The following is a 20,824-nucleotide window of genomic DNA, read 5'->3' on the forward strand; positions in this document are numbered from 1 at the left end:
GATGGGAACGTATACTAGGTGAATAATCCGGGCGGAGGTGAAAAGTTGGGACATGGCATACGACGCACTCGCATCGCGGCGGTAGTGCTCCTAACAGCCGTCCTCGCCTTCGTCCGCTGGCCGCCAATTCCCCCTTCTCCCCAAGCCTTGCTGATGATGCCCATTTCCGCCTTTGGCCCGTTTAACACGCGCATGAATCACGGCTACGAGGGAGTCGACCGGGTATCGCCGATCGTTCCCACCTCGTATTCCGTGCTGCATGCGCCCCGCCTTATCGGCCTGCAGTTCGTGGGGGATGCCGCGGCCAACCTCAAGGCCGACCATTTTGACATCCGCATTTCCGGGCCTGGCTATGCCGATGTCCGCTATGCACCCAACGTTTTTTTGCACGGCTTCGTCGGCGTACGCCTGCGCCATCCGCTTAGGCCCGGCGTCTATCACTTGAGCTTTCATGTCACAGGATTTAACATGCACCGCCAGCGGTGGACCATCACGGTACCTCGGAGAACGGTTCAAATACCGGCGGAATCCGCCAACAATAAACTCAGCATAGACGCATTGAACACGCTCCGCCGCACCTTGGGCTTGGCGCCGGTGGTTTGGAACCCCCAGCTAACCTTGGCTTCGGAGGCCCACACCCGATACCTCGCCGTCAATGGCTATAACCGGCCGTCGTTCCACATGGAGAGCCCGAACCGGCCCGGGTATACGGGCCGCGCTCCCTGGACGCGCGACGCCCGTTTTGGCTGGCCCACGGAGGTGACCGCAGAGGTGGGCATTGAGGGAGGAGAGGCCGACACCGGTGAGGACTTGGTGCAGGACTTGGCGGACACCATCTATCATCGCCTCTCCCTCTTGTCCGACAATGTCTGGGCCGTGGGGGCGGCATCGCATGGCGGTGAGTTTGCTTCTCAAGTCATGGATTTGGGTTACGGATATCGAAGCCGGTTGCCGCTGGCCATTGTCTATCCCTATAACGGGCAACCCGGGGTTTCGCGCTCATGGGTCGATATTGAGTCTCCCGATCCCGTCAAAGGCGGCTTTGGTAAAACCTTTGGCTATCCCATTACCGCCGACTTTCCCACGGTGCAGACGCTGACCCAAGTCCACGAAGCCCTCTACAACCAAGGACGGCGGGTAAAGGTAGTGCTGGATCCGCCGTCTAAAGGCGACATGGGAGATAACCAGGTGGGACTGGTGCCGTTACAGCCCCTCAAGCCGGAAGCGGTGTATACCGTGCACCTGGTGGGATGGGCTCGCTTCTACGACGGCACTACCAGCCGCCTCAGCATTCATTGGGTGTTTGCGACCGGCCGTTCGAGCCAGTCGCTCGCAGCCGCGGTGACGTCCGGGCGACGGGTGGTCATCGCCGACGTCCAGGCCGGTTCTGGCACCTTTGTGGCCAATCAACCGGTGACGCTCTACCGGCGGGTGTTAGGAAACCACTTAACAAGGGTAAAATCAGGGAGAACAAATCAAGAGGGAAGGTGGACCGTTACGCGACAGACGCCAGCGCCCGGCTATTATGAAGCAGTCAATCAAAGCGGCAACGCCGTGATTTTTTGGTGGGGACGCCATGGATCCTGATTTTCCCGTCAACACCGGGGTTCTTCAGAATGGGATGCGTCTCGCTTACATAGAAACTGGCTCGGGGGAGCCGGTGACTCTCTGGATTCACGGCATGGGCTCGTACAGCGAAACCTTTCACCACCTCTTTAAGGCCCCCGACCTCGCCGGCCGCCACATTGCGCCCGATATGCCGGGATTCGGCCACTCGGACCATCTGCCGCGCGTGCACACCCTGAACGACTATGTGGAGGCTGTCGTCGGATTGATGGATGCGCTGAATATCCCGCGCGCCATCATAGCCGGGCACTCTTTTGGCGGCATGGTGGCGGGCGAGACGGTCATCCGCCATCCGGAGCGGGTAGACGGGGTCCTCTTCGTTTCCTCGGCGGGCTGGTTCTTTCCGGAAAATGCCATGGCGCCCACGCCCTACCCCTGGATTAACCGGATCGGGATTTGGTTTACCGGGATGGAGTTCTTCGGCCGACGCATGATGCAAGCCCTTGGCGTCAATCCCGACACGCTCTCCAAAGCGGACCGCCGCCGCTTCCAATGGGGATGGCGGCATGCTTACGAGATGGCGCGCATGGGCCGTTTCTATGACAGCCCCAGGTTCGCCGATCGCGTCGTGGCGAGCGGGCGGCCGCTTTATGCCATTCACGGGAGCCGAGACCTGCTCTTTCCCATCTCACGGGTCAAGGAGGCAATCTCCGATCGCTTTCCCCTGAAGATTATCGAGGGCGCAGGCCATGTGCCCTTCTACTCCCATCCCAACGAATTTAACCGCGCTCTGGCTGATGGGTTTTCGCATCTCGGGGCGTCCCCGCATAATGGCAGCCAGTGATGCGGGCGATTTCCGGGTCCAACGCCGATAAATCACTCATCGACAAGTCATGGACGCTGGTGTGGCCCATGGTGCGGATAGCGATGGCCATTTCCTTGCGGCAGCTTTCCAAAAAATGATACAGCCCTAGGGCCGCTTTATCCACATGCAGCGGGATGCGGGGATTGGATCGATAGAAGACCAGATCGGTGGGTGGATAGAAGGGCACCGACTGGGTGATTTGGTAATGGGCCAGGGCAAACATGGCGATGGTTCCGAGACCCACGGCGTCCGCACCCATAGCATAGGCCTTGAGAAAGTCGCCGGGTTCGCGAAACCCTCCGGAGATCAAGAGGTCCACGTCATCGCGGGTGTGGGTGGTGTGAAGATGTTTGAGGGCCCGGGACAGGGCCATCAGGCTGGTGATGCCGAAATGATCGGACAGCGTGATAGGGGCGTTGCCGGTAGCGCCCTCGGTACCATCAATGACAATGACATCAACCTTAGCATCCAAGGCCACGTCAATGTCTCCCTCCAGATCATCGCCGGCCCCCATTTTGATGGCAATGGGAATGCCAGGGACGACCGAGCGCAGATATTCCACCACTTCGGCGAGGGTGCTGGGCTCTTTCGGATCGTGAAGATAGAGATCGGCATGAATGATGGGGGCCTGATCGGGGGCGAGATGCATAAGCTGTTTAATCTCCGGTCCCACCCCTTCTGGTGTGGCAATGACGGCGCTTCCCGGCTGAGCGCCTTGTCCCACCTGCACTTCTATCATGTCCGCCTGTCGTAGGATGTCGGGGTCGCGATTCCACGACCACCGGCCAAACTGCAGCACATAATGGGAGGCCAGTTGTCTTTCCTGGTCCAGAAAGGGCCCTTGGCCGGAATTAATCGGAATCTGGCTCCGGCCTGACGCTTGAGCCATCGCCAAGCGCGCTTCCTTAGTGAGGGCGAGTCCATAGGCCATGCCGGAAATGTAAAGGGGCATGGAACAGCGGACAGGCTTATGGCACTTCTTGCCCAAGGTTACGGAAAGATCCACGGGTTCCGTAGCCAGCGCTGGCTTTCGGGCCAATTGTGCGGGGACTAATGCCAAGTCATCGAAGCCATGCACGGGACGCGCCGATCCCATGGGACGGATGACGACGTCGCCCGAGTTGCTGCGTAGCGACGAATAGATGAAATCGATGGGTGGCGTAGAGCGCATGGAGACGTAGAGCTCGGCCAATGTGTCACTCATGGGACGCGTGAGGAGGTTTTCAATCATTTTGCGGGAAAACCAAGGCAGAGCCAACACCAACGCTAAGCCGCCCAAGGCCAACGCAATCAGGGCGGCGATAAGCATCAACCAAAACACACCATCGCCTACTTTCAAGGAAAGTCTTGGGATTAGACTGTCCCGACGAGACGATGATCATCCACTTAGACTTGGTTGAAGCGCGCACCCTGCCAGTAGGTCAGATATAGCAAAAAACCAAAGATGGGGAATACCAGGCAAATGAAAGCCCAGACGGCGACACCGTCCGCGGCGTTATGGCTCGCGTGCTTGGTAACCAGGTACGCTGGCAAGAAGTCGACCACGATCCATAGCAAAATTAGCCAGATAATCATGAGAGTGTTCACTCCTTCGTCCATTTGACACGGCAAATTGCAATAAGCTGACAATTCATCATAGCACCCCGATTACCGGCTTAGCACGACGGGGTGTTGAAATCGCATAACTCGCATGAATTAGAACATCCTAAGCGCCATGGAAAAGCTGATCGTAAAATTATGGGCGGTGCTCATCATCGCGCTTCCGGGAATGGCGTCTCTCATCCCTGGTCATCCCGCACTTACGCCATTAACGCCGCAAGAACAGGCCGTGAAGAGTGCGCTGTTAGGGTTGGTGACGCGTGAAGACCAAGCCGTCTTGGATGGCAACCGCCGGCAGTTGGAGCAGGTATTCCTTCTACCCAAAGCGAAGTCGGCGTTGCGCCACGCAGAAGAACGGCAGGCCTTTCTTGATGCCTGGTCGCGGGCGAGAGGACTGGCCTTTACCGCAGTCTCGGTTTCACTGCGCACCCCGCACATTACGTTTTCGGGTCCGGGTCGGGTACGGGTATTCGCGGTCGTCTCCGAGCGGTATCAGTACCGCTATCACGACAGTCGGGCCTTAGACGGATTTGGACTAGGCATCCGCCATGATTATCTTCTTGAAGAATCCCAAGGCCGCTGGCGCATCGTCGGCGACGATTTCACGGATCCCTTGGATCAGAATACCCGAGTATCTGGTACGGCCAACCCCGAGTCGCAATTAGTCCCATCTCCCGGTGCGGTGCCGTCATTGCCATTGGCGCCGGGCGCCGCCAAAGCGGTCGCGTATGCCGACCGGTATTGTGGTGCGGCCCCAGGTTGTCAGAATCAGGGCTTCTATAATCCGGCGTACAACAACTTCAACGGGGACGGCGGGGACTGCACGAATTTTGTCTCGCAGGCTCTTCGGGCGGGCGGATTTCGTGAGACGTCCGAGTGGAATTATGACCGTTCGCGGGCTGAGGGGTCGCGGGCTTGGACCAACGCCCGAGGCCTCTTTGATTTCTTGGAGGGCTCGGGGCGGGCGACCATTCTCGCCCATGGCCGGTTTTCTGCGGTGGCCCGGCCCAATGCACGGTATCCGCGCAGTGCCGCCGGTGAGCTGCGTCCCGGCGATATTGTTTCGTATATCGAGCGCGGACGCGCCGTGCATTCCGCCATTGTGGTCGGCTATGACTCGCATGGGGTGCCGGTGGTTGATTCCCACACCAGCGACCGCTATCACGTGCCCTGGGATCTGGGATGGGACTACCGCACCTACTACTACTTTTGGCGGGTGCATTACCCGACGCCCAAGCCTTAGTGTGGGGGGGGGGGGAGTTCGTCCAGGCTTAACCCGGTGCTCCGGACCAGCACCTGGGGCGCAGGTGCTGGCGCGGACCCGGGAACTTGAACGCTCGCTATTTTAGGTATTGATCAAACCACTCGGTGAAGGTGTTGAGTCGAAAGATCCGGTGCCAAGGCTTCCCGTTTCGGCTCATTCCGTGAAATTCGTCAGGGTAGCGAATGAACTTGACTGGGGCTTTGTTGAAGTACTTCATGGCCGTATACAACATTTCGCCCTGTTCGATCGGGCACCGCAGGTCGCCTTCCTGATGCTCGATAAGGAGCGGGGTCGTGATATTCTCCACGTACGTGATGGGACTTTGCTGGCGGTACCACTCATCATTGCCGCTCCACGGCCACACATTGTCGGCCCGTTGGATCCAGTGCCATCCCAGGTCACCGGTGCCAATCATGGTTTTCCAGTCAACCACGGACCGCATGGTAATGGCGGCCTTGAAACGATCGGTGTGCCCGACAATCCAGTTGGTCATATAGCCGCCATACGATCCGCCCAGCACGCCCAGCCGATCGGTATCAATCCAGGTCTCCTCGTTGATCGCGGTATCAAGCGCCGCCATCACATCCTGAAAGTCGAGATTGCCCCATTCCGGTTGAATGGCGATGCAGAAGTCGCGTCCATAGCCCTGCGAACCACGCGGGTTGGAGTAGACAACGCCGTAGCCGTTGGCCGCGAGCCATTGAAACTCGAAGAAGAAGGCTTGGGCGTACATCATCATGGGGCCGCCATGGATTTCAAGCGCTGTTGGCGCTTTTTCACCGGGCTTCAATCCCACCGGCTTCATCACCCAACCGTCCACTGCGGGTCCGTTGGGCGCGTGAGCCGTAAATCGCCGCGGTTCGGCGAGCTCTAACTGATTCAGCAGTTCCTGATTGGGGTTGGCCAACACCGTGGCTGTCTTCTTGGCCTTTAAGTCAAGCCAGACGATTTGGCCCGGATTGAGCGGCGTGCTGGTGGCTAACGCCGCGAATTTGCGGTCATGGCTGACGTCGTAGCTGTAGAAGACTTGATCGGCCGTCGTAACCAATTCCACGTGGTTGTCTTCGAGACCCACTCGAGCGAGCTCTGTAGTGCCGTTTCGCGACGTCAATATAAAGAGGTGCTGTCCATCCGCGTCGAAACGGAGCGGATTGCTGCCGGGCGCGGGCATGTCCGAGATAGACACGTCGGAGAATGGCCGATCCCATTGAGCGGCGATGCGCCTGGCCTCCCTACCGTCCAGATCGGTGCGGTATAACCCGACGTTGTCGTAGCCTAAGTCGTCGTGGTTGCTGGCTAAGAAATAGATGGTGTGGCCATCGGGCGCAAAGATGCCGCCGCTGGTGCTCAGCGGGTCGCGGGAGAGGGCGCGGGGCGCCTCGGCGCCGGACAAATCAATAAGGTACAGCAGCTTTCGGGAACCGTTTCGGTCGTAATCCTCGCCGTAGCGGCTCGCCGTTAACGCCCAGCGCCCGTCGGGGCTCACACTGAGGCTGGCGTGCCGCATTGGCCCGTGGGTCAGCTGGCGCGGGACGCTGCCTTCAGCAATCGCTTGCACAACCAGATGTGGGCGCTTCTTGGTGTAATAGCCGACGCCGTCCAGCTTGTGGTACTGCTCGGTGATCACTTTGACGCCTCGGTTGAATTTGACGTAGGGCGCGTCGTCTTCCGGCGCATCCTCCGCTTCAATGCCATCAGGGCCGATGAGAGCGATGTAAAGAAGGGTTTGGGAATCCGGAAGCCATCGAAACTCTTCCACGCCACCTTTGATATGCGTGACCTGTCGCGCTTCACCGCCATCGGTAGGCATTAGCCAAATTTGGCGCGTGCCGCTGCGCTTCGACAAGAAGGCAACCCAGGCACCATCCGGTGAAAAGGCCGGACTAGTGTCGGTGGTTCCGCCCGTGAAGCGCCGTGGCGAGGCCCCCGGCTCTACAACCATGAGCCAGCTGTCCGTGGTGTTTTGCTCGCGGTTGGCTTGTTGTTCCTGATACACCACCTGATGGCGATGTGGATGAACGGCGACATGGCCGACTAGGTGAAAGCCAAACAGGTCTTCCGGTGTGATTTTGCGCATGCTGCAGCCCCCTTGTGATACCATTTTGTTAAGAGTTCGCTGATGGTTAGACGAATCCTTTCTCGGAGAGGGGTTTGCACGATTTTTTCATACCTTCGGCACGTGCTCAGCCAACGAGAACCGGCGATTGATACCTGGGGCAAGCCTGCCGCAGTCATGGTTCTGATTGCCGAGACGCCGAAGCCGGCGTTGCTGCTTATTCGCCGCCCCGACCATCTCAGTTCGCACGCCGGACAAATTGCCTTCCCGGGAGGCCGCTTCGAGTCTACAATTGATCAGAATTTATGGCAGGCGGCGCAGCGTGAAACGGAAGAGGAAGTCGGCATCCAAGTGCCGCAAGATCGCCTCTTGGGATTTCTGGACCCGGTACATATTCAGGTCAGCGGTTTTACCCTATTGCCCGCCGTGGTGGGGCTGGAGGAACGCCCCTTGGTCCAGCCGGCATCGGATGAAGTGGCTGACTACGCGTGGGTCGCATTGAGCGATTTGGCTCAAGTGCGCCGCGAGCGGCCCCGCATTATCGGCAATCTCACCTATCAAATGGCGGAGTTTCCCCTGTCGTTCGGCCTTCTTTGGGGCGCCACCGCCCGTGTGGTTGATCAGCTTATTCAAACGGTGCAGGGGGGAACGCCATGGTAGAGATTCGCCGCATCAGCGATCCTGACGGCTTGGTTGGTGTTTCGCGCTTGGAGGCGGAGATTTGGGGAGCTTCTGATCCCACGCCTGTAGCTTTATTGACGGTCTTTTCCCATCGGGGCGGCGTCGTGTTGGGCGCCTTTCATGACCAAACGCTGGTTGGCGTGGTGGTTGGATTCCCTGCCATCGACGAGGCCGGTCGGCTCTACCTGCATTCGCACCTTTTAGGCGTGCTTCCTACCTATCGCCGCCAGCGTCTGGGAGAGCGCCTTAAACGGGCTCAGTGGGATTTCGCGCAGAATCATGGATTTAGCTATATTGGCTGGACTTACGATCCGCTGCTGGCGGCCAATGCGTGGTTCAATCTCGCGGTACTAGGGTCACGGGTGGCCGGACTGCAAGCGAATGTATATGGGGAGCTGGGAGATCGTTTAAACGGCTCCTTGCCCACCCATCGTTTCTGGGTCGCGTGGAACCCGGCCTGGAGCGGCGGAACGGGGGACCAGGCGCCCGCCACTCGGGTTGCCATTCCCGAAAATGTGGCTCAGTTGCGAGAGCGGGATCCCGACCAAGCTCGGATTCAAGCCGACGACTTTTTTCGCCAGGCCGAGACGCTGTGGGAATCCGGGCTTCGCGTGGTTGGAGTCGAAAAACAGGGCGAGCAAGTCAATTATCTTTGGCAAGAAGGGGGGCGACGCGGTGAAAATTGAGCAGGTTCACATGGACTTTGTGGAAATTCCGTTAAAAACGCCGTTTCAAACCTCCTTTGGCACCGAAAGCCGCAAAAGCGCGTGGCTTCTTGCTGTGCGCGCCGAGGGCGTGACAGGATGGGCTGAATCGGTGGCGGACGTGGAACCACTGTACAGCGAAGAGACCCATGCCACGGTCTACTTTGCCTTGAAAAACCATCTGCTGCCGCGGCTGTTTGGGGTGGAAATCGACAGGCCGGAAGCGGTGGATGCCATCCTCTCGCCGGTTCGCGGCAACCGCATGGCCAAGGCGGCCATCGAGATGGCCATATGGGATTGGTTTGCACGGAGCCGGAATCTCCCGCTTTGGCAGCTGTTGGGCGGTGATCCGGGCCGCATGCGCATTCCGGTGGGAGTGTCGATCGGCATTCAACCGTCAGCCGAGCATTTAATCCGAGTCGCCGAGTGGTATTTGGAACAAGGCTACCGGCGGCTCAAAGTCAAAATTAAGCCCGGAACGGACTTGGAGCGGTTGGGACGTCTCCGCGCGGCGGTGGGGGATGCGGTGCCGATTATGGCCGATGCCAACTCCGCCTATCGTTTAAGTGATCTCGAGCACCTTAAGTCGTTTGATGATTTGAATCTGATGATGTTGGAACAGCCGCTGGCTGAGGACGACATCATCGATCACCGCCGTTTGGCCGAGGCCCTCAGGACTCCCATTTGTCTCGACGAAGCCATTCGTTCCGATGAGGATGGGCGCAAGGCGATTGATTTGGGCGCATGCTCGATCATCAACATAAAAGTGGGCCGGGTTGGCGGACACACCGTGGCGCGGCGCCTGCATGATGTGGCGGAGGCCCGGGGCGTGCCTGTCTGGTGTGGCGGGATGCTGGAAATGGGGATTGGCCGTGCCCATAACCTTCACCTGAGCACCCTGCCTAACTTTCGGCTGCCGGGAGACACGTCGGCCAGCGACCGATACTTTATCGAGGATTTAATCGAACCGCCTTTTCGTTTAAATGCGGACGGAACGCTTAGCGTACCGGAAGGTCCGGGAATTGGCGTGGAGCCGGACGCGCGCCGCCTTGAACGCTTCAGCACCCATCACGAGCTTTTTTCGGCAACGGTCCAGAGCAAAGGAGGTGGCATTCCCCATGGCACATCCGTCAGCTTCTAGCGCCATGCGGCAATGGTTACAAGAGTTGGTCATGATTGAATCGCCCTCCGGTGACGCCAAAGGCGTACAAGATGTGATGGAGCGGATTGCCGAGGTATTAGACGGTACGGGACGAATACGCTGGGAAACCACCCCGATGGGACCGATACTGCAAATTTCCCGCGGCAGCGGGGGAGCCCTCCTCTTAGGGCATGCGGACACGGTATGGCCCCAGGGAACATTAAAGGACATGCCATGGCGCGATGAAGGCGAGTGGGTGTATGGACCCGGAGCACTCGACATGAAGGCAGGCTTGGCGTTGGCCATGGCGGTCATTCGGGATTTGCCGGAGACGGTCCCCTTTCGCCTGTTGGTTACCCCCGATGAGGAGGTGGGCAGCGAGGCCAGCCGAACCGCTATTGAGGAGGCGGCTCAACTGGCGCCGCTCGTGCTGGTGTTGGAATCGGGGATGCCGGGTGGGGCCATTAAGGTGGGCCGGGCTGGAGTCGGAGACTTCCGTCTTTATGTCCGCGGGATCGAGAGCCATGCCGGGCTCGATCCGGATCGCGGGGCGAGTGCGATTCGGGAATTAGCCCATCAAATCTTGTGGTTGGAAGGACTCGAACAAAAGGTGCTGGGAACTACGGTGAATGTGGGAGTGGTATCGGGCGGGACCCGCAGCAATGTGGTGGCCGGGAAAGCCGAGGCCCACATTGACGTGCGTGTGACGACCCGGACCGAAATGGATCGGATTCGGGCCACCTTGGAAGCGCCACCCCGATTTGATCCCAACTGCCAGGTGGAATATCAGGGGGGCATCAACCGTCCGCCGATGGAACCCACAGCAGATAGCGCCGTATGGGTGGAGCGCGCTCGGCGCATTTGGTCCTCGGTGGCGGGCCAACAATTAGCCGGCGTGCGGGTGGGCGGCGCCAGCGACGGCAATTTTACCGCCCGGTTCACCCCGACGCTGGATGGGCTGGGGGCGGTCGGGATAGGAGCCCATGCAAGGGGGGAGGGTGTGGAGTGGCGCTGGATGGAGCCGCGCCACGCGCTCTTGACGCAACTCATCTCGGAAGCGGGGCGTAAAGCATGACAATCGCTGTGTACGGGGACCGAAAGCTGCACCAAGGGTTGGTGGAGGCGCTAGCGGCGCGAGGATTCACCGAGCCTGTTGGCTGGGTAGAGGAAATGGGGCCGGAACAGCGGGCCCAAGTCGAGATTTTATTTGGCTGGCGGATACCTCAATCGGTGGTGGACGCTTGTCCCCGGCTGGCCTGGATTCAGGGCGCGGGCGCGGGCGTGGATTGGGTTCTTCCGTTGAAGCTGCCTCCCCAGGTGGTGGTCACGCGCATTGTGGACCAATTTGGGCCCGACATGGGGGAATTCGCTCTGATGGCGGCGCTGGCCTGGGTTAAGGAGTATCCCCGCATTTTGAAGCAGCAGGCGGATCGCCAATGGACGCCCTATCTCGTCGGACAACTGGCCACCAAGGTGGTGGGGGTGCTGGGGGCCGGGTCCATTGGGCGCCACATTGCTGAGATGTTTCGGCCATTGGTCCGTGAGGTGCGGGCCTTGGGCCGTCGGCCGCCCGAAATTCCCGGGATTCAAGGATTTGGGGCGGCCGACGCTCTCCATTTCTATCACGGGCTGGATATTTTAGTGATGGTCTTGCCGCATACGCCCGACACCTATCACCTGGTGGGTGGAGAGGAAATCGGCCGGATGAATCGCGGGGGTTATCTCATCAACGTTGGCCGTGGAGCGGTATTGAACGAGAGCGCGCTCATTGCTGCGGTTCAGAGCGGCCAGCTTTCCGGCGCCTGTTTGGACGTGCACGAAACGGAGCCCCTTCCGTCGGATTCGCCCCTCTGGACATTGCCTGGGGTGACGGTGAGCCCTCATATTTCTGGGCCGAGCCGCCGTACCGGAATGGCGGCGGTGTTTCTTGAGAATCTTTCGCGCTATCGCCAGGGGTTGCCTCTCGTGGGACAAGTCGATTTAGCGCGGGGATATTAACTTGAAGACCATTTATGCGCTCATTGGCCCGAGTGGTACCGGGAAAAGCCACCGGGCCTCTATGGTGGCGGTTGACAAGGGTACAGAGGCCATTATCGACGATGGCTTGCTGATTTATCGCGGACGGATCGTAGCCGGCCGCTCAGCCAAGCGCGAGGCGACCCGCACCGCCGCGGTGCGCCGGGCGATCTTTGATGATCCAGAGCATCGAAGCCAGGTCGCTCAAGCGGTGGCGTCGCTCAATGCGGATAGTGTGTTGGTGTTGGGGACTTCGCGTCACATGGTGGAGCGCATTTTAACGGCTCTGGGGCTCGAAGATATTCCCATAGAATGGGTTCCCATTGAAACAGTGGCCTCGCCTGATGAGCGACGGTTGGCCCAATATATCCGCCAGTCGGAGGGCAAGCACGTGATTCCGGCGCCGACTATGGAGGTGCAGAAATCCTTTTCCGGGTATCTGGTGGATCCGCTGCGGTTCATCTTTCGGAGAAAGGGTCGGCAGGTCGAGGTCGAGAAGTCGATCGTTCGGCCGACCTACTCCAGCATGGGGCGGTTTTACATTGCGGACACCGTTTTGAGCGCGATTGTGGTCCACGCTGGTCATCGCGTGCCAGGAATCGCGCGTGTCTCTCGCGTCATGGTACAATCTTCGCAAGATGGCATCCTGATTCAAGTAGATGTGACGCCGGCTGTGACCCGCAATTTGTTCAGCCTGCTCCGCCAGGTGCAGGCGGAGATTCGCCAAGATATCGAGATGATGACCTCGATTAATGTGCTGGGAGTGCGGGTGGAGACGCGTCGCATTCTGATCGGGCCAAGCTAAAGGAGTGCGACGCATGGCGCGTCTATTGGTGGTTGACGACGAGCGGGCGATTTTGGAACTGGTCACCTATCATCTCACCCGCGAAGGGTATCAGGTAGAAACTGAGGAGGACGGGCGCACGGCCGTGGAGCGTGTGGGGCGCGAGCCGTTCGATTTGGTGATTCTGGACGTCATGTTGCCCGGGCTGTCGGGACTGGAGGCGTGCCGCGCCATTCGCCAGAGCACGGATGTGCCCATTATCATGCTGACCGCGCGCAAGGATGAGGTTGATCGGGTGCTGGGACTGGAATTGGGAGCGGACGACTATGTCACCAAGCCTTTTTCGCCCCGAGAGTTGACGGCGCGGGTCAAGGCTATTTTGCGGCGCAGTGCCAAAGGCCGGGAAGACAATGGCGAGGTCCGGGTGCCGGGACTGGAAATCGACGTCGAGCGGCGCACCGTGCAGGTGGATGGTCAGCCAATCAATCTAACCTTTACCGAGTTTGAGCTTCTGACGATCTTGGCCCGTCATCCGGGCCGCGCCTTTACCCGCGATGAACTGTTGGTCCGGGTCTGGGGCGAGGACTTTTACGGCGACTCCCGCACGGTGGATGTCCACGTCCGCCACCTCAGGGAAAAGCTGCATGAGGACCCGCAAAAGCCCCGATTCATCGAAACTGTGCGGGGTGTCGGGTATCGGTTTGCCCAACCATGAGAACTTTTGGGCGCGCTAACATTGTGCTGGTTCCGGCGGCCCTCGCGCTGGCCACGGTGGGACTTTTGCTCTTGCGCGTGCCGCGCGGACCTCTCTGGGCGGTCTTATGCTTTCTGGTGGCGTGGGTTTGGGTCATTCGCTATCTCCTCACCTGGCGCCAAGAGCGGCGGTTGCTGTCAGAATCGGTGGTGCAACTGAAGGACACCGTTGATCGATGGGCATCCGGCGATCTCCAAGCCCGGGTATATCTTGACCAGGAAGATCCTCTCGACTCGCTGGCTCACGGGATGAATCGCGTGGCCGAGGTGTTGATGGAGCGCACCCGCGACTTGGAAGAGGACAAGAAGCAGCTGGAAGCCATTTTGACCAGCATGGCCAACGGCATCATCATCCTCAACCACGGGCTGACCATTACGCTCATCAACCGAGCGGCCCGTGAAATGTTCCGCATTCAGGAGCCAACGGTGAGCGGCCGCCATTTGCTCGAAGTCATCCGCGATGTCCGTATTGATGATGCGGTCCATCGCGTCACACGCCATGGGGGCAGCGAGACGGTGCAATGGAGCCCGCCTGACCAACCCGGCCTGGTGGTTGAGGCGACGGTGGCGCCGCTGCCCGAAACGCTCGGGGGACAGGGGGCGGTCATCGTTTCCCGCGACATTTCCCTGCAAAGCCAGCTGGACCGCATGCGGCAAGATTTTGTGGCCAATGTGAGCCATGAGTTGCAGACTCCGCTCACCATTATTCGCGGGTTTACCGAAACCCTGATTGACGATCAAGACATTGATGAGGCATCCCGCACCCGTTTTACCCGCCTGATTCATGAGGAAGCCAACCGCATGAGCCGATTGGTGGATGATCTTTTGACCCTGTCACGCATGGAGCACCACTCGCTGCCGTTTAGTCTGGAAGGGGTGGATGTCGCCATGCTGGCGGAATCGGTGGTGTCACGCATGGCTCCTCGGGCGGAGGAAGCCGGGCTCGCTTTGGAAGCGCGCATCCCCTCCGTGTTGCCGCTGGTGTCCGGTGATCCCGACCGGCTTCAGGAAGTGCTGCTCAATCTCGTGCAAAACGCGATTCAGTATACGCCCCAGGGGGGACGGGTGACGGTCGCGGCGCAATCGGATGCCGCCAGCGGCCTGGTGGGAATCTCCGTCAAGGACACCGGCATTGGGATTCCGGCTGAGGATTTACCCCGTATTTTTGAGCGCTTTTATCGCGTTGACAAGGCGCGGTCGCGGGCTTCAGGGGGGACAGGACTCGGATTGGCCATTGTCAAGCACATCATCGAACTCCATCAAGGGCGCATAGAAGTGAATAGTACGGTAGGACAGGGCACGGAATTTGTGGTCTGGCTGCCGCAGCACCGCGAGAACGGAGGGACGGATGGCGAATGAGTTGGGTTTTGACGGTATGTCTGGCGCTGATAGCGATGGCGTCGGGGGCTCTCAGTTCCGGGCGGCACCTTTCGGTGGCGGGGGCGACCAGCGTGCTCGCATATCTTCGCCAGGCGGTCCCGGAGTGGGAGAAAACCCACCCTGGCTATACCGTCTCGCTCTCCGGAGGGGGCTCGGTGGCCGGGCTGGTGGAAGTGAGCCAGGGGCGGGTTGATCTGGGCGTATCGGACATCCCGCCACGGGCGGAATGGACTCAAGGTCGGCAGTTGGTGGCGGTGCCATTAGGAAAACTCCCCATTCTCTTTATCGCCCACCCTGGGGTGAATCCGACGGCGCTTAGTCGCGAGACTTTGGCCGCCCTGTTGGCGGGCCGACGCCGCACCTGGCCGGGGCTGGGCACGAAGGTGCTGGTCATGACGCGGCCGCTGTCGTCCGGCGCACTGAACGTGGTGGAATCGCAAATCTTAAAGGGGCAGCGCATGAGTCCCGAGGCCATTGTGCAATTGTCAAACGGAGCGATGCTGGCCGCCGTGCGGGAAACGCCGGGAGCCTTAGGCTATGTTGAATCCGATCATGCGCCCCGCGGGGTGACCGTGCTGGCTGTCGGGGGCTGCGCATTTAGCGCTCAAAACCCGTCCGCCTGGCCCTACTATACCCGCCCAACCCTCTACTATCGTCCCGATGCGCCTCCCGTGGTGCGGGATTTGGCCGCTTTTCTCGCGCGACCCGGCACCGGTCAGGGGGCAGCATGATGGCTCGAAGCCGGGATGCCCTTCCCGCGCGCATCGCCGGCGCGGGTGCGGCGCTGTTCGGATTGGTCGGGCTGGGCTTGGTGGCGTCCTTGGTGGTGGGTGGCTGGCGGGTACTGGGCGAGCCGGCGGTCGTGGCCAATGTGCTATCCAATTTCTGGGATCCACTTAAGGGTCGTTATGGGCTCGGCCCCTTTGTGGCGGGCACGATCACCGTGTCCGTCATCGCCCTCATGGTAGCCGTGCCTTTGGCGTTGGCCACCGCCGTGGTTGCGTCCCAGAACCTCAGCCGATGGGCCAAAGACATCTTGAGCCGCGGTTTGGATATCCTGACGGCCGTTCCATCGGTGATTTTCGGTTGGTGGGGCATCCAAATGGTGGTTCCTTGGGTCCGGGCTCACACGGGTGGTCCCGGCTTTAGCCTTTTGGCGGCAGGCTTGGTCCTGGCGCTGATGGTTCTTCCCACGCTGGGACTCTTTTTCTTCCACGCGCTGGAGCGAGTACCCCGCACCTATCGTGAAGCCTCGTTGGCGCTCGGAGGCACGCCGGATCAGACCCTCACCAGGGTGGTGCTGCGCTGCGCGCTGCCGGGGTTGGTCAACGGGCTGCTGGTGGGGGTCGCGCGGGCAGTGGGAGAAACGATGGCTGTGCAGATGGTGATCGGAGGCAACACCACCTTCCCGACGGGCGTGGCCGCGCCCGGTGCCACTCTCACCACCCAAATCGTGACGGACATGACGGCCTTTCCCCCCGGGACCCGCGGTCACGCTGTCCTCGATGTGATGGCGCTCTTGCTGATGGTGGGGATGTATGTGCTGGTCCGGCTGTCGGAGCGTTGGGGGGCGAGCGCATGAGACGGGGACGCACGCTGCATCATCTGGCCTGGTTGTTGATGCTGGTGGCGCTGGCGGGATTTGTGCTGGTCTTGGCCAGTGTGTTGCTAAATGGGTGGCCAGACTTGACTTGGCATTTTCTCTCGTCATGGCCCGATGCAGCTGCGGGCGGCGATGGCATTTTGCCCGAGCTCATCAATACCACAGTGATGGTGGGCCTGGCGCTCGTGATAACGGCACCGTTGGGCCTTATGGTGGCGGTGTATCAAACGGAGTATCGCCAGCGGCGGCGCCCGCCCCTGGAACGGGTGCGCGGTACCTGGCTTGCCGCGCCCACCATTGTCATTGGCTTGGTCGTCTATCGGGTAGCGGTGGGATGGTTTCACTGGCCCATTTCGCTGTTGACCGGGACGCTGGCTTTGGCGGTTATTAACTGGCCGTTTATGGTATCCATATCGGAGTCCGCCCTCGGCGGGGTGCCCGCCAGCTATCGCCAAGCTTCGTTAGCCTTGGGCGCGAGTCGCTTTGAGACCGTCGTCCGGGTTGTCATTCCCGCGGCCGCAGCCCCTCTCATTGAGGGCCTGGGCATGGCCGCCGCCCGCATGGCGGGCGAGTCGGCGGCTCTCATCGTTACCGCGGGGATAAACGTGTCGCGCCATTGGGGGCTTCTGGCCCCCGGGGAAACGCTGGCGGTTCACATTTGGTATCTTCGCACTGAGGGTCTGGCAGCGGGCCGCGATGCAGCCTCCGCCGCGACCGGGGTGGTGTTGTTGACCTTGGTCACGGTGGTGCTCTGGATTAGCCGCAGGATTGCGCGCTGGTTCGAATAGAGAAAGGGGGAGCGTATGGCGCCGGAAATCCGGGTCGAGGGGCTGTCGGTCTGGTACGACCGCCAACGAGCGCTGAAGGACGTATCGCTGAACGTCCGGCCGGGTACGGTCATGGCCTTGATCGGGCCTTCCGGATGCGGCAAGTCCACCTTTTTGCGGGCCATCAACCGCCTCATTGAAGAGAGCACGCCTCGGGCGCGTGTCCAGGGACATGTCCAGGTGGGGGACATCGATGTCTATCATCCCTCCACCGACGTCAACGACCTTCGCCGTCGCGTGGGGATGGTCTTTCAACTCCCCAATCCGTTCCCCTTCAGCATTTTTGATAACGTGGCCTATGGGCCGCGCTTACAGGGCGTGCGCGATGGGCGAACCCTGCGTCGGTTGGTCGAAAACAGCCTGAAGCAGGCAGCCCTATGGGATGAGGTGCGGGGCAAACTGCGCCGTCCAGCGTTAGCCCTTTCGGGGGGCCAGCAGCAGCGGCTTTGCATCGCCCGCGCGCTCGCCGTCAATCCCGACGTGTTGTTGATGGATGAACCTACCGCCTCGCTGGATCCCTTGTCCACCAGCAAAATTGAGGAGTTGGTGGCGGATCTGCGCGGCCGTTACACTATCATTTTGGTGACGCATAATCTACGCCAAGCGGCTCGCATTTCCGATCATACCGCCTTTTTTTCCAACGGCATGGTAATTGAAACCGGGGACACTCGGCAAATATTTACGGCGCCCCGTGAACAGCAAACGGAAGAGTATTTGACTGGCCGCTACGAGGATTAGCGAGGCTGGGGACAAAAAAGAGCTGCGGCAGGGTGCCGCAGCTCTTTCAACTCGCCTTCTCGGCTTTAGCCGACGTCCAAGTCCTCTTCTGCGTCGGTGGTGATTTGGGCGGCCGGCAGGCGGCTCGCCACACCCCAGTAGTAGAAAATGAGACTCAGCACGCCAACCACGATCGAGTCAAGCCAAGGGCCAGAAATCAAGGGGTGCTTCAAGGGCCCGAACGAGCCGATGTAGGTCATAATGCCCATCACGATATAGTACACAATGACCCAAGCTCCGGACTTCCAGTCGCGCTTCAGCCGTTGAAGCGATTCGTGGTTGCGATCCATGAAAGCGAAGTAGAGAATCAGCGACCCGAGGGTCAACGCGATTAAGATGCGGTCGGTGGTCCAACCGGACCAGTACACAATCCAGCTTCCCGCGACAAACGCCAAGGGGGCAATGATAGAGTGCCCGCCCAGCTTAAAGGGACGCGGGTGATCTGGCGCGGACTTTCTGAGCGATGACAAGGTGACTGGCCCCAACACGTAAGTTAGCACGGTGGCTGAGGTGACAGCCGTCACCAGCCCGCTCCAGGAGTGGAAGTTGGCCGGTAAAATCCAGACCACCGCGAGGATGAAGGAGAGCACCAAGGCGGGCCGGGGCAAGCCGGTCCTGGGGTCGACACGGCTGAAAATGCTGTAGAAGTACCCGTTCTTCGACCAGGCATAGCTCATGCGAGCGGTGCTGCTGAGATAGATATTGCCCGTGCCGGCCGGCGAGAGGACCGCGTCGGCGAAGAGCAAGACGGAGAGCCATCCAAAGCCGAGCATAAGAGCCACCGTGGCGAACGGCGAGTTAGAGAGATTCTTGTTGTTCAAAATGGCGCCCCAGCCGTGAGACAGAGCCGAGGCGGGAATGGCGCCCACAAACGCAATTTGCAGCAATACGTAGATAATCGCGCCCAACACAATCGACAACAAAATGGCCAAAGGAACGGTTCGCTGGGGATTTTTCGCTTCACCGGCAAATTCAACCGGTTGGCGAAACCCGAGGAACGAGAACACAATACCGGCTGACGCCACGGCGGTAAAGATCCCATGCGCGCCGCCGGGGCTGGCGCCGGTGATGGAGAAGTTGCTGCCGTGAAGCTGGGTCAACAACAGGACGAGGGTCAGCAGCGGCATGATGAACTTCAGTGCTGTCACCACCGAGTTGACTTTGCCGAAAATGTTGACGCTCCAGTAGTTAATCAGGAAGAAGAGGGCCAGGAACACGATTTCAACCAGAAGACCCCAACCGGTGTAGTTGCCATTGGAGAGGCTCAACGCCGGGATATAGTGGGTGGCGTACTGACGGACGGCCGAAGCCTCAATGCCGGCCACACTGGACGTCGCCAGAAGGTATGCAAAACCGTTTAGATAACCGGCTAAGGAACCATGGGAAAATTCCGGGTAACGGATTACGCCGCCGGAACGGGGCCAGGCTGCACCCAACTCGGCGTATACCAATGCAATGAGTCCGACAGCAACGGCGCCAAAGACCCAGGCAATCCAGGCGTCGGATCCGGCGTAGGCTGCGCCGTAAAAGGCGGAAAACAGCCAGCCGGAACCAATGATGGCGCCCAACCCTAAGAAGGTGAGGTCAGCCAAGTTGAGCTGGCGTTTGAATTTGCCTTGTTGCAAGATGAATCCTCCTTTCAGCTTCTCTTCGACGGCTAGCCGAATGTCGCCTGGTTGACGGGAGATGGCGACATTAAAAGTTAGCCAATCGAATAAAGGGGGGATGCAGAATAATGCGAAGTGCACGTAGATTATTCGACGAAAAAATGCGAATTCCTTCTGGGCGCTAAATTGTTAGGGGGCCAGTAAAGCATATGATCGCCGTGTCCGGGATTGCCCGAACGTTGCTGGGAAAAATGAACCGCATCCAAGAGCACTCTTAGCCCGAGGAATATGAGGGAGCTTTTTTCCTACAGGCTGCGGGCGGCATAACATAAGGTCGCCGCGGCGAATAAGATGGGCACGGGGCCGGCGGCGCTTTTCTTGACGAGCCGTAGGGCCTGGTATACGCTTGCCCCACAGAAATGAGAACCGTCCGACACGGGCGCCGCATCCTCTAGATGGGAAAGACGCTCGAGCCATGCCACGCATTACCATAATAAAAAATAGCGCTCGGAGGTGGACGCGGTGGTCCGGCAATACTTCAGCGACCAACTAGTGGAGTTGGAACAGGAATTGCTGCGCATGGGGGCCCTGGTTGAGGATCAACTGCGGGCGGCCGTGCGGTCGTTGACGGAAAAGAACAGCGCCTTGGCGCGCGAGGTGATTAGCGAGGACGACCGGGTCGATCAAATGGAGATGGACATCGAACGGCGCTGTCTCACCCTGCTTGCGCTTCAGCAGCCCTTAGCGGGCGATCTTCGCATCGTTTCCACGGCGCTCAAAATCATTACCGACTTGGAGCGCATGGCGGATCATGCCACCGACATCGCCAAAGTCACCCTGCGGCTTGCGAACGAGGCTTTTGTCAAACCGCTCATAGACATTCCGGAGATGGCCCGTTTGGCGAGTTCCATGGTGCGTCTGGCACTAAATGCCTATGTGCACCGAAGCATCGAGGAAGCGGCCACTATGATCCGCCTCGATGACGATGTAGATCATCTCTACTCGGCCATCTTTCGCGATCTCATTGAGCTGATGCGCGACCGTCCGGAAGCAGTCGGACAGGGCACCCATCTCCTTTTTGTGGCCAATTACATTGAACGTGTCGCCGACCACGCCACCAACATTGGCGAATGGGTCATCTTTATGGTAACCGGCGAGCGCAGGGAAATGAACGACTAACTATGGCCTGCCGCCAAGATTC

Annotated in this window: 20 protein-coding genes; 16 read left to right on the plus strand and 4 right to left on the minus strand. The window is 59.7% G+C overall.

From position 1 onward, the window contains the following. Positions 1-45: 45 nt before the first annotated feature. Together HIJ39_RS07135 and HIJ39_RS07140 are read left to right on the plus strand one after the other, a co-directional pair. Positions 46-1,587: a CAP domain-containing protein gene (locus tag HIJ39_RS07135; RefSeq protein ID WP_169098149.1), complete on the plus strand. Its 1,542-nt coding sequence runs from the start codon at positions 46-48 to the stop codon at positions 1,585-1,587. Beyond that, positions 1,577-2,410 carry an alpha/beta fold hydrolase gene (locus HIJ39_RS07140; RefSeq protein ID WP_169098151.1) on the plus strand — a complete coding sequence of 278 codons (834 nt, stop codon included), beginning with the start codon at positions 1,577-1,579 and terminating at the stop codon, positions 2,408-2,410. Before HIJ39_RS07135 ends, HIJ39_RS07140 begins: the two co-directional genes overlap by 11 nt. On the opposite strand, the gene HIJ39_RS07145 is transcribed toward HIJ39_RS07140, so the two are convergent. Both HIJ39_RS07145 and HIJ39_RS07150 read right to left on the minus strand, forming a co-directional pair. Then, positions 2,346-3,752 carry a glutamate synthase-related protein gene (locus HIJ39_RS07145; protein WP_169098153.1) on the minus strand — a complete coding sequence of 469 codons (1,407 nt, stop codon included), beginning with the start codon at positions 3,750-3,752 and terminating at the stop codon, positions 2,346-2,348. The two genes, HIJ39_RS07140 and HIJ39_RS07145, sit on opposite strands and share 65 nt — an antisense overlap. Before the next feature lie 65 nt (positions 3,753-3,817). Further along, the gene (locus HIJ39_RS07150) at positions 3,818-4,006 is read right to left on the minus strand and encodes a hypothetical protein (RefSeq protein WP_169098155.1); all 189 of its coding nucleotides are present in this window, start codon (positions 4,004-4,006) and stop codon (positions 3,818-3,820) included. 139 nt (positions 4,007-4,145) lie between these two features. Here HIJ39_RS07150 and HIJ39_RS07155 point away from each other — a divergent pair, with 139 nt between their 5' ends. Further along, entirely contained in the window at positions 4,146-5,273 is a 1,128-nt protein-coding gene (locus HIJ39_RS07155; RefSeq protein ID WP_169098157.1) for an amidase domain-containing protein, read from the plus strand. Between the two features lie 97 nt (positions 5,274-5,370). Here HIJ39_RS07155 and HIJ39_RS07160 read toward each other — a convergent pair whose 3' ends face one another. Continuing rightward, positions 5,371-7,371, minus strand: a complete 2,001-nt coding sequence (locus tag HIJ39_RS07160) for a S9 family peptidase (protein WP_169098159.1) — start codon at positions 7,369-7,371, stop codon at positions 5,371-5,373. 42 nt (positions 7,372-7,413) lie between these two features. Here HIJ39_RS07160 and HIJ39_RS07165 point away from each other — a divergent pair, with 42 nt between their 5' ends. The 12 genes from HIJ39_RS07165 to pstB are packed head-to-tail and all read left to right on the plus strand — an operon-like array spanning position 7,414 to position 17,977. Next, positions 7,414-8,010 (plus strand): NUDIX hydrolase, encoded by a 597-nt coding sequence (locus HIJ39_RS07165; protein ID WP_169098160.1) that lies wholly within the window; start codon positions 7,414-7,416, stop codon positions 8,008-8,010. Continuing rightward, entirely contained in the window at positions 8,004-8,717 is a 714-nt protein-coding gene (locus HIJ39_RS07170; protein WP_169098162.1) for a GNAT family N-acetyltransferase, read from the plus strand. Before HIJ39_RS07165 ends, HIJ39_RS07170 begins: the two co-directional genes overlap by 7 nt. Beyond that, positions 8,707-9,876 (plus strand): o-succinylbenzoate synthase, encoded by a 1,170-nt coding sequence (gene menC / locus HIJ39_RS07175; protein WP_169098164.1) that lies wholly within the window; start codon positions 8,707-8,709, stop codon positions 9,874-9,876. Before HIJ39_RS07170 ends, menC begins: the two co-directional genes overlap by 11 nt. Then, positions 9,854-10,951: a M20/M25/M40 family metallo-hydrolase gene (locus HIJ39_RS07180; protein ID WP_169098166.1), complete on the plus strand. Its 1,098-nt coding sequence runs from the start codon at positions 9,854-9,856 to the stop codon at positions 10,949-10,951. The genes menC and HIJ39_RS07180 overlap by 23 nt, the downstream gene beginning before the upstream one ends. Next, positions 10,948-11,874 (plus strand): D-2-hydroxyacid dehydrogenase, encoded by a 927-nt coding sequence (locus HIJ39_RS07185; RefSeq protein ID WP_169098168.1) that lies wholly within the window; start codon positions 10,948-10,950, stop codon positions 11,872-11,874. The genes HIJ39_RS07180 and HIJ39_RS07185 overlap by 4 nt, the downstream gene beginning before the upstream one ends. 1 nt (position 11,875) lies before the next feature. Continuing rightward, on the plus strand, positions 11,876-12,697 hold the full coding sequence (locus HIJ39_RS07190) for an Asp23/Gls24 family envelope stress response protein (RefSeq protein ID WP_243239414.1): 822 nt from the start codon (positions 11,876-11,878) through the stop codon (positions 12,695-12,697). Between the two features lie 13 nt (positions 12,698-12,710). Further along, a complete protein-coding gene (locus tag HIJ39_RS07195; protein WP_169098170.1) occupies positions 12,711-13,391 on the plus strand; it encodes a response regulator transcription factor in 681 nt (226 codons plus the stop codon). Then, on the plus strand, positions 13,388-14,788 hold the full coding sequence (gene pnpS / locus HIJ39_RS07200) for a two-component system histidine kinase PnpS (protein WP_169098173.1): 1,401 nt from the start codon (positions 13,388-13,390) through the stop codon (positions 14,786-14,788). Before HIJ39_RS07195 ends, pnpS begins: the two co-directional genes overlap by 4 nt. After that, on the plus strand, positions 14,785-15,540 hold the full coding sequence (locus HIJ39_RS07205) for a PstS family phosphate ABC transporter substrate-binding protein (protein WP_169098174.1): 756 nt from the start codon (positions 14,785-14,787) through the stop codon (positions 15,538-15,540). Before pnpS ends, HIJ39_RS07205 begins: the two co-directional genes overlap by 4 nt. Next, positions 15,537-16,391 carry a PstC family ABC transporter permease gene (locus tag HIJ39_RS07210; RefSeq protein WP_169098175.1) on the plus strand — a complete coding sequence of 285 codons (855 nt, stop codon included), beginning with the start codon at positions 15,537-15,539 and terminating at the stop codon, positions 16,389-16,391. Before HIJ39_RS07205 ends, HIJ39_RS07210 begins: the two co-directional genes overlap by 4 nt. After that, entirely contained in the window at positions 16,388-17,200 is an 813-nt protein-coding gene (locus tag HIJ39_RS07215; RefSeq protein ID WP_243239415.1) for a PstA family ABC transporter permease, read from the plus strand. The genes HIJ39_RS07210 and HIJ39_RS07215 overlap by 4 nt, the downstream gene beginning before the upstream one ends. Before the next feature lie 15 nt (positions 17,201-17,215). Beyond that, positions 17,216-17,977, plus strand: coding sequence for a phosphate ABC transporter ATP-binding protein PstB (pstB, locus tag HIJ39_RS07220; protein ID WP_169098176.1), 762 nt, complete (start codon positions 17,216-17,218; stop codon positions 17,975-17,977). 65 nt (positions 17,978-18,042) lie between these two features. Here pstB and HIJ39_RS07225 read toward each other — a convergent pair whose 3' ends face one another. Further along, positions 18,043-19,641: an APC family permease gene (locus HIJ39_RS07225; protein ID WP_169098177.1), complete on the minus strand. Its 1,599-nt coding sequence runs from the start codon at positions 19,639-19,641 to the stop codon at positions 18,043-18,045. Positions 19,642-20,145: 504 nt separating this feature from the next. Here HIJ39_RS07225 and phoU point away from each other — a divergent pair. Continuing rightward, a complete protein-coding gene (gene phoU / locus HIJ39_RS07230) occupies positions 20,146-20,802 on the plus strand; it encodes a phosphate signaling complex protein PhoU (protein WP_169098178.1) in 657 nt (218 codons plus the stop codon). Positions 20,803-20,824 lie beyond the last annotated feature (22 nt).

It is taken from the genome of Sulfobacillus harzensis (assembly GCF_012933365.1).
GTDB classification, from domain to species: Bacteria; Bacillota; Sulfobacillia; order Sulfobacillales; family Sulfobacillaceae; genus Sulfobacillus_B; species Sulfobacillus_B harzensis.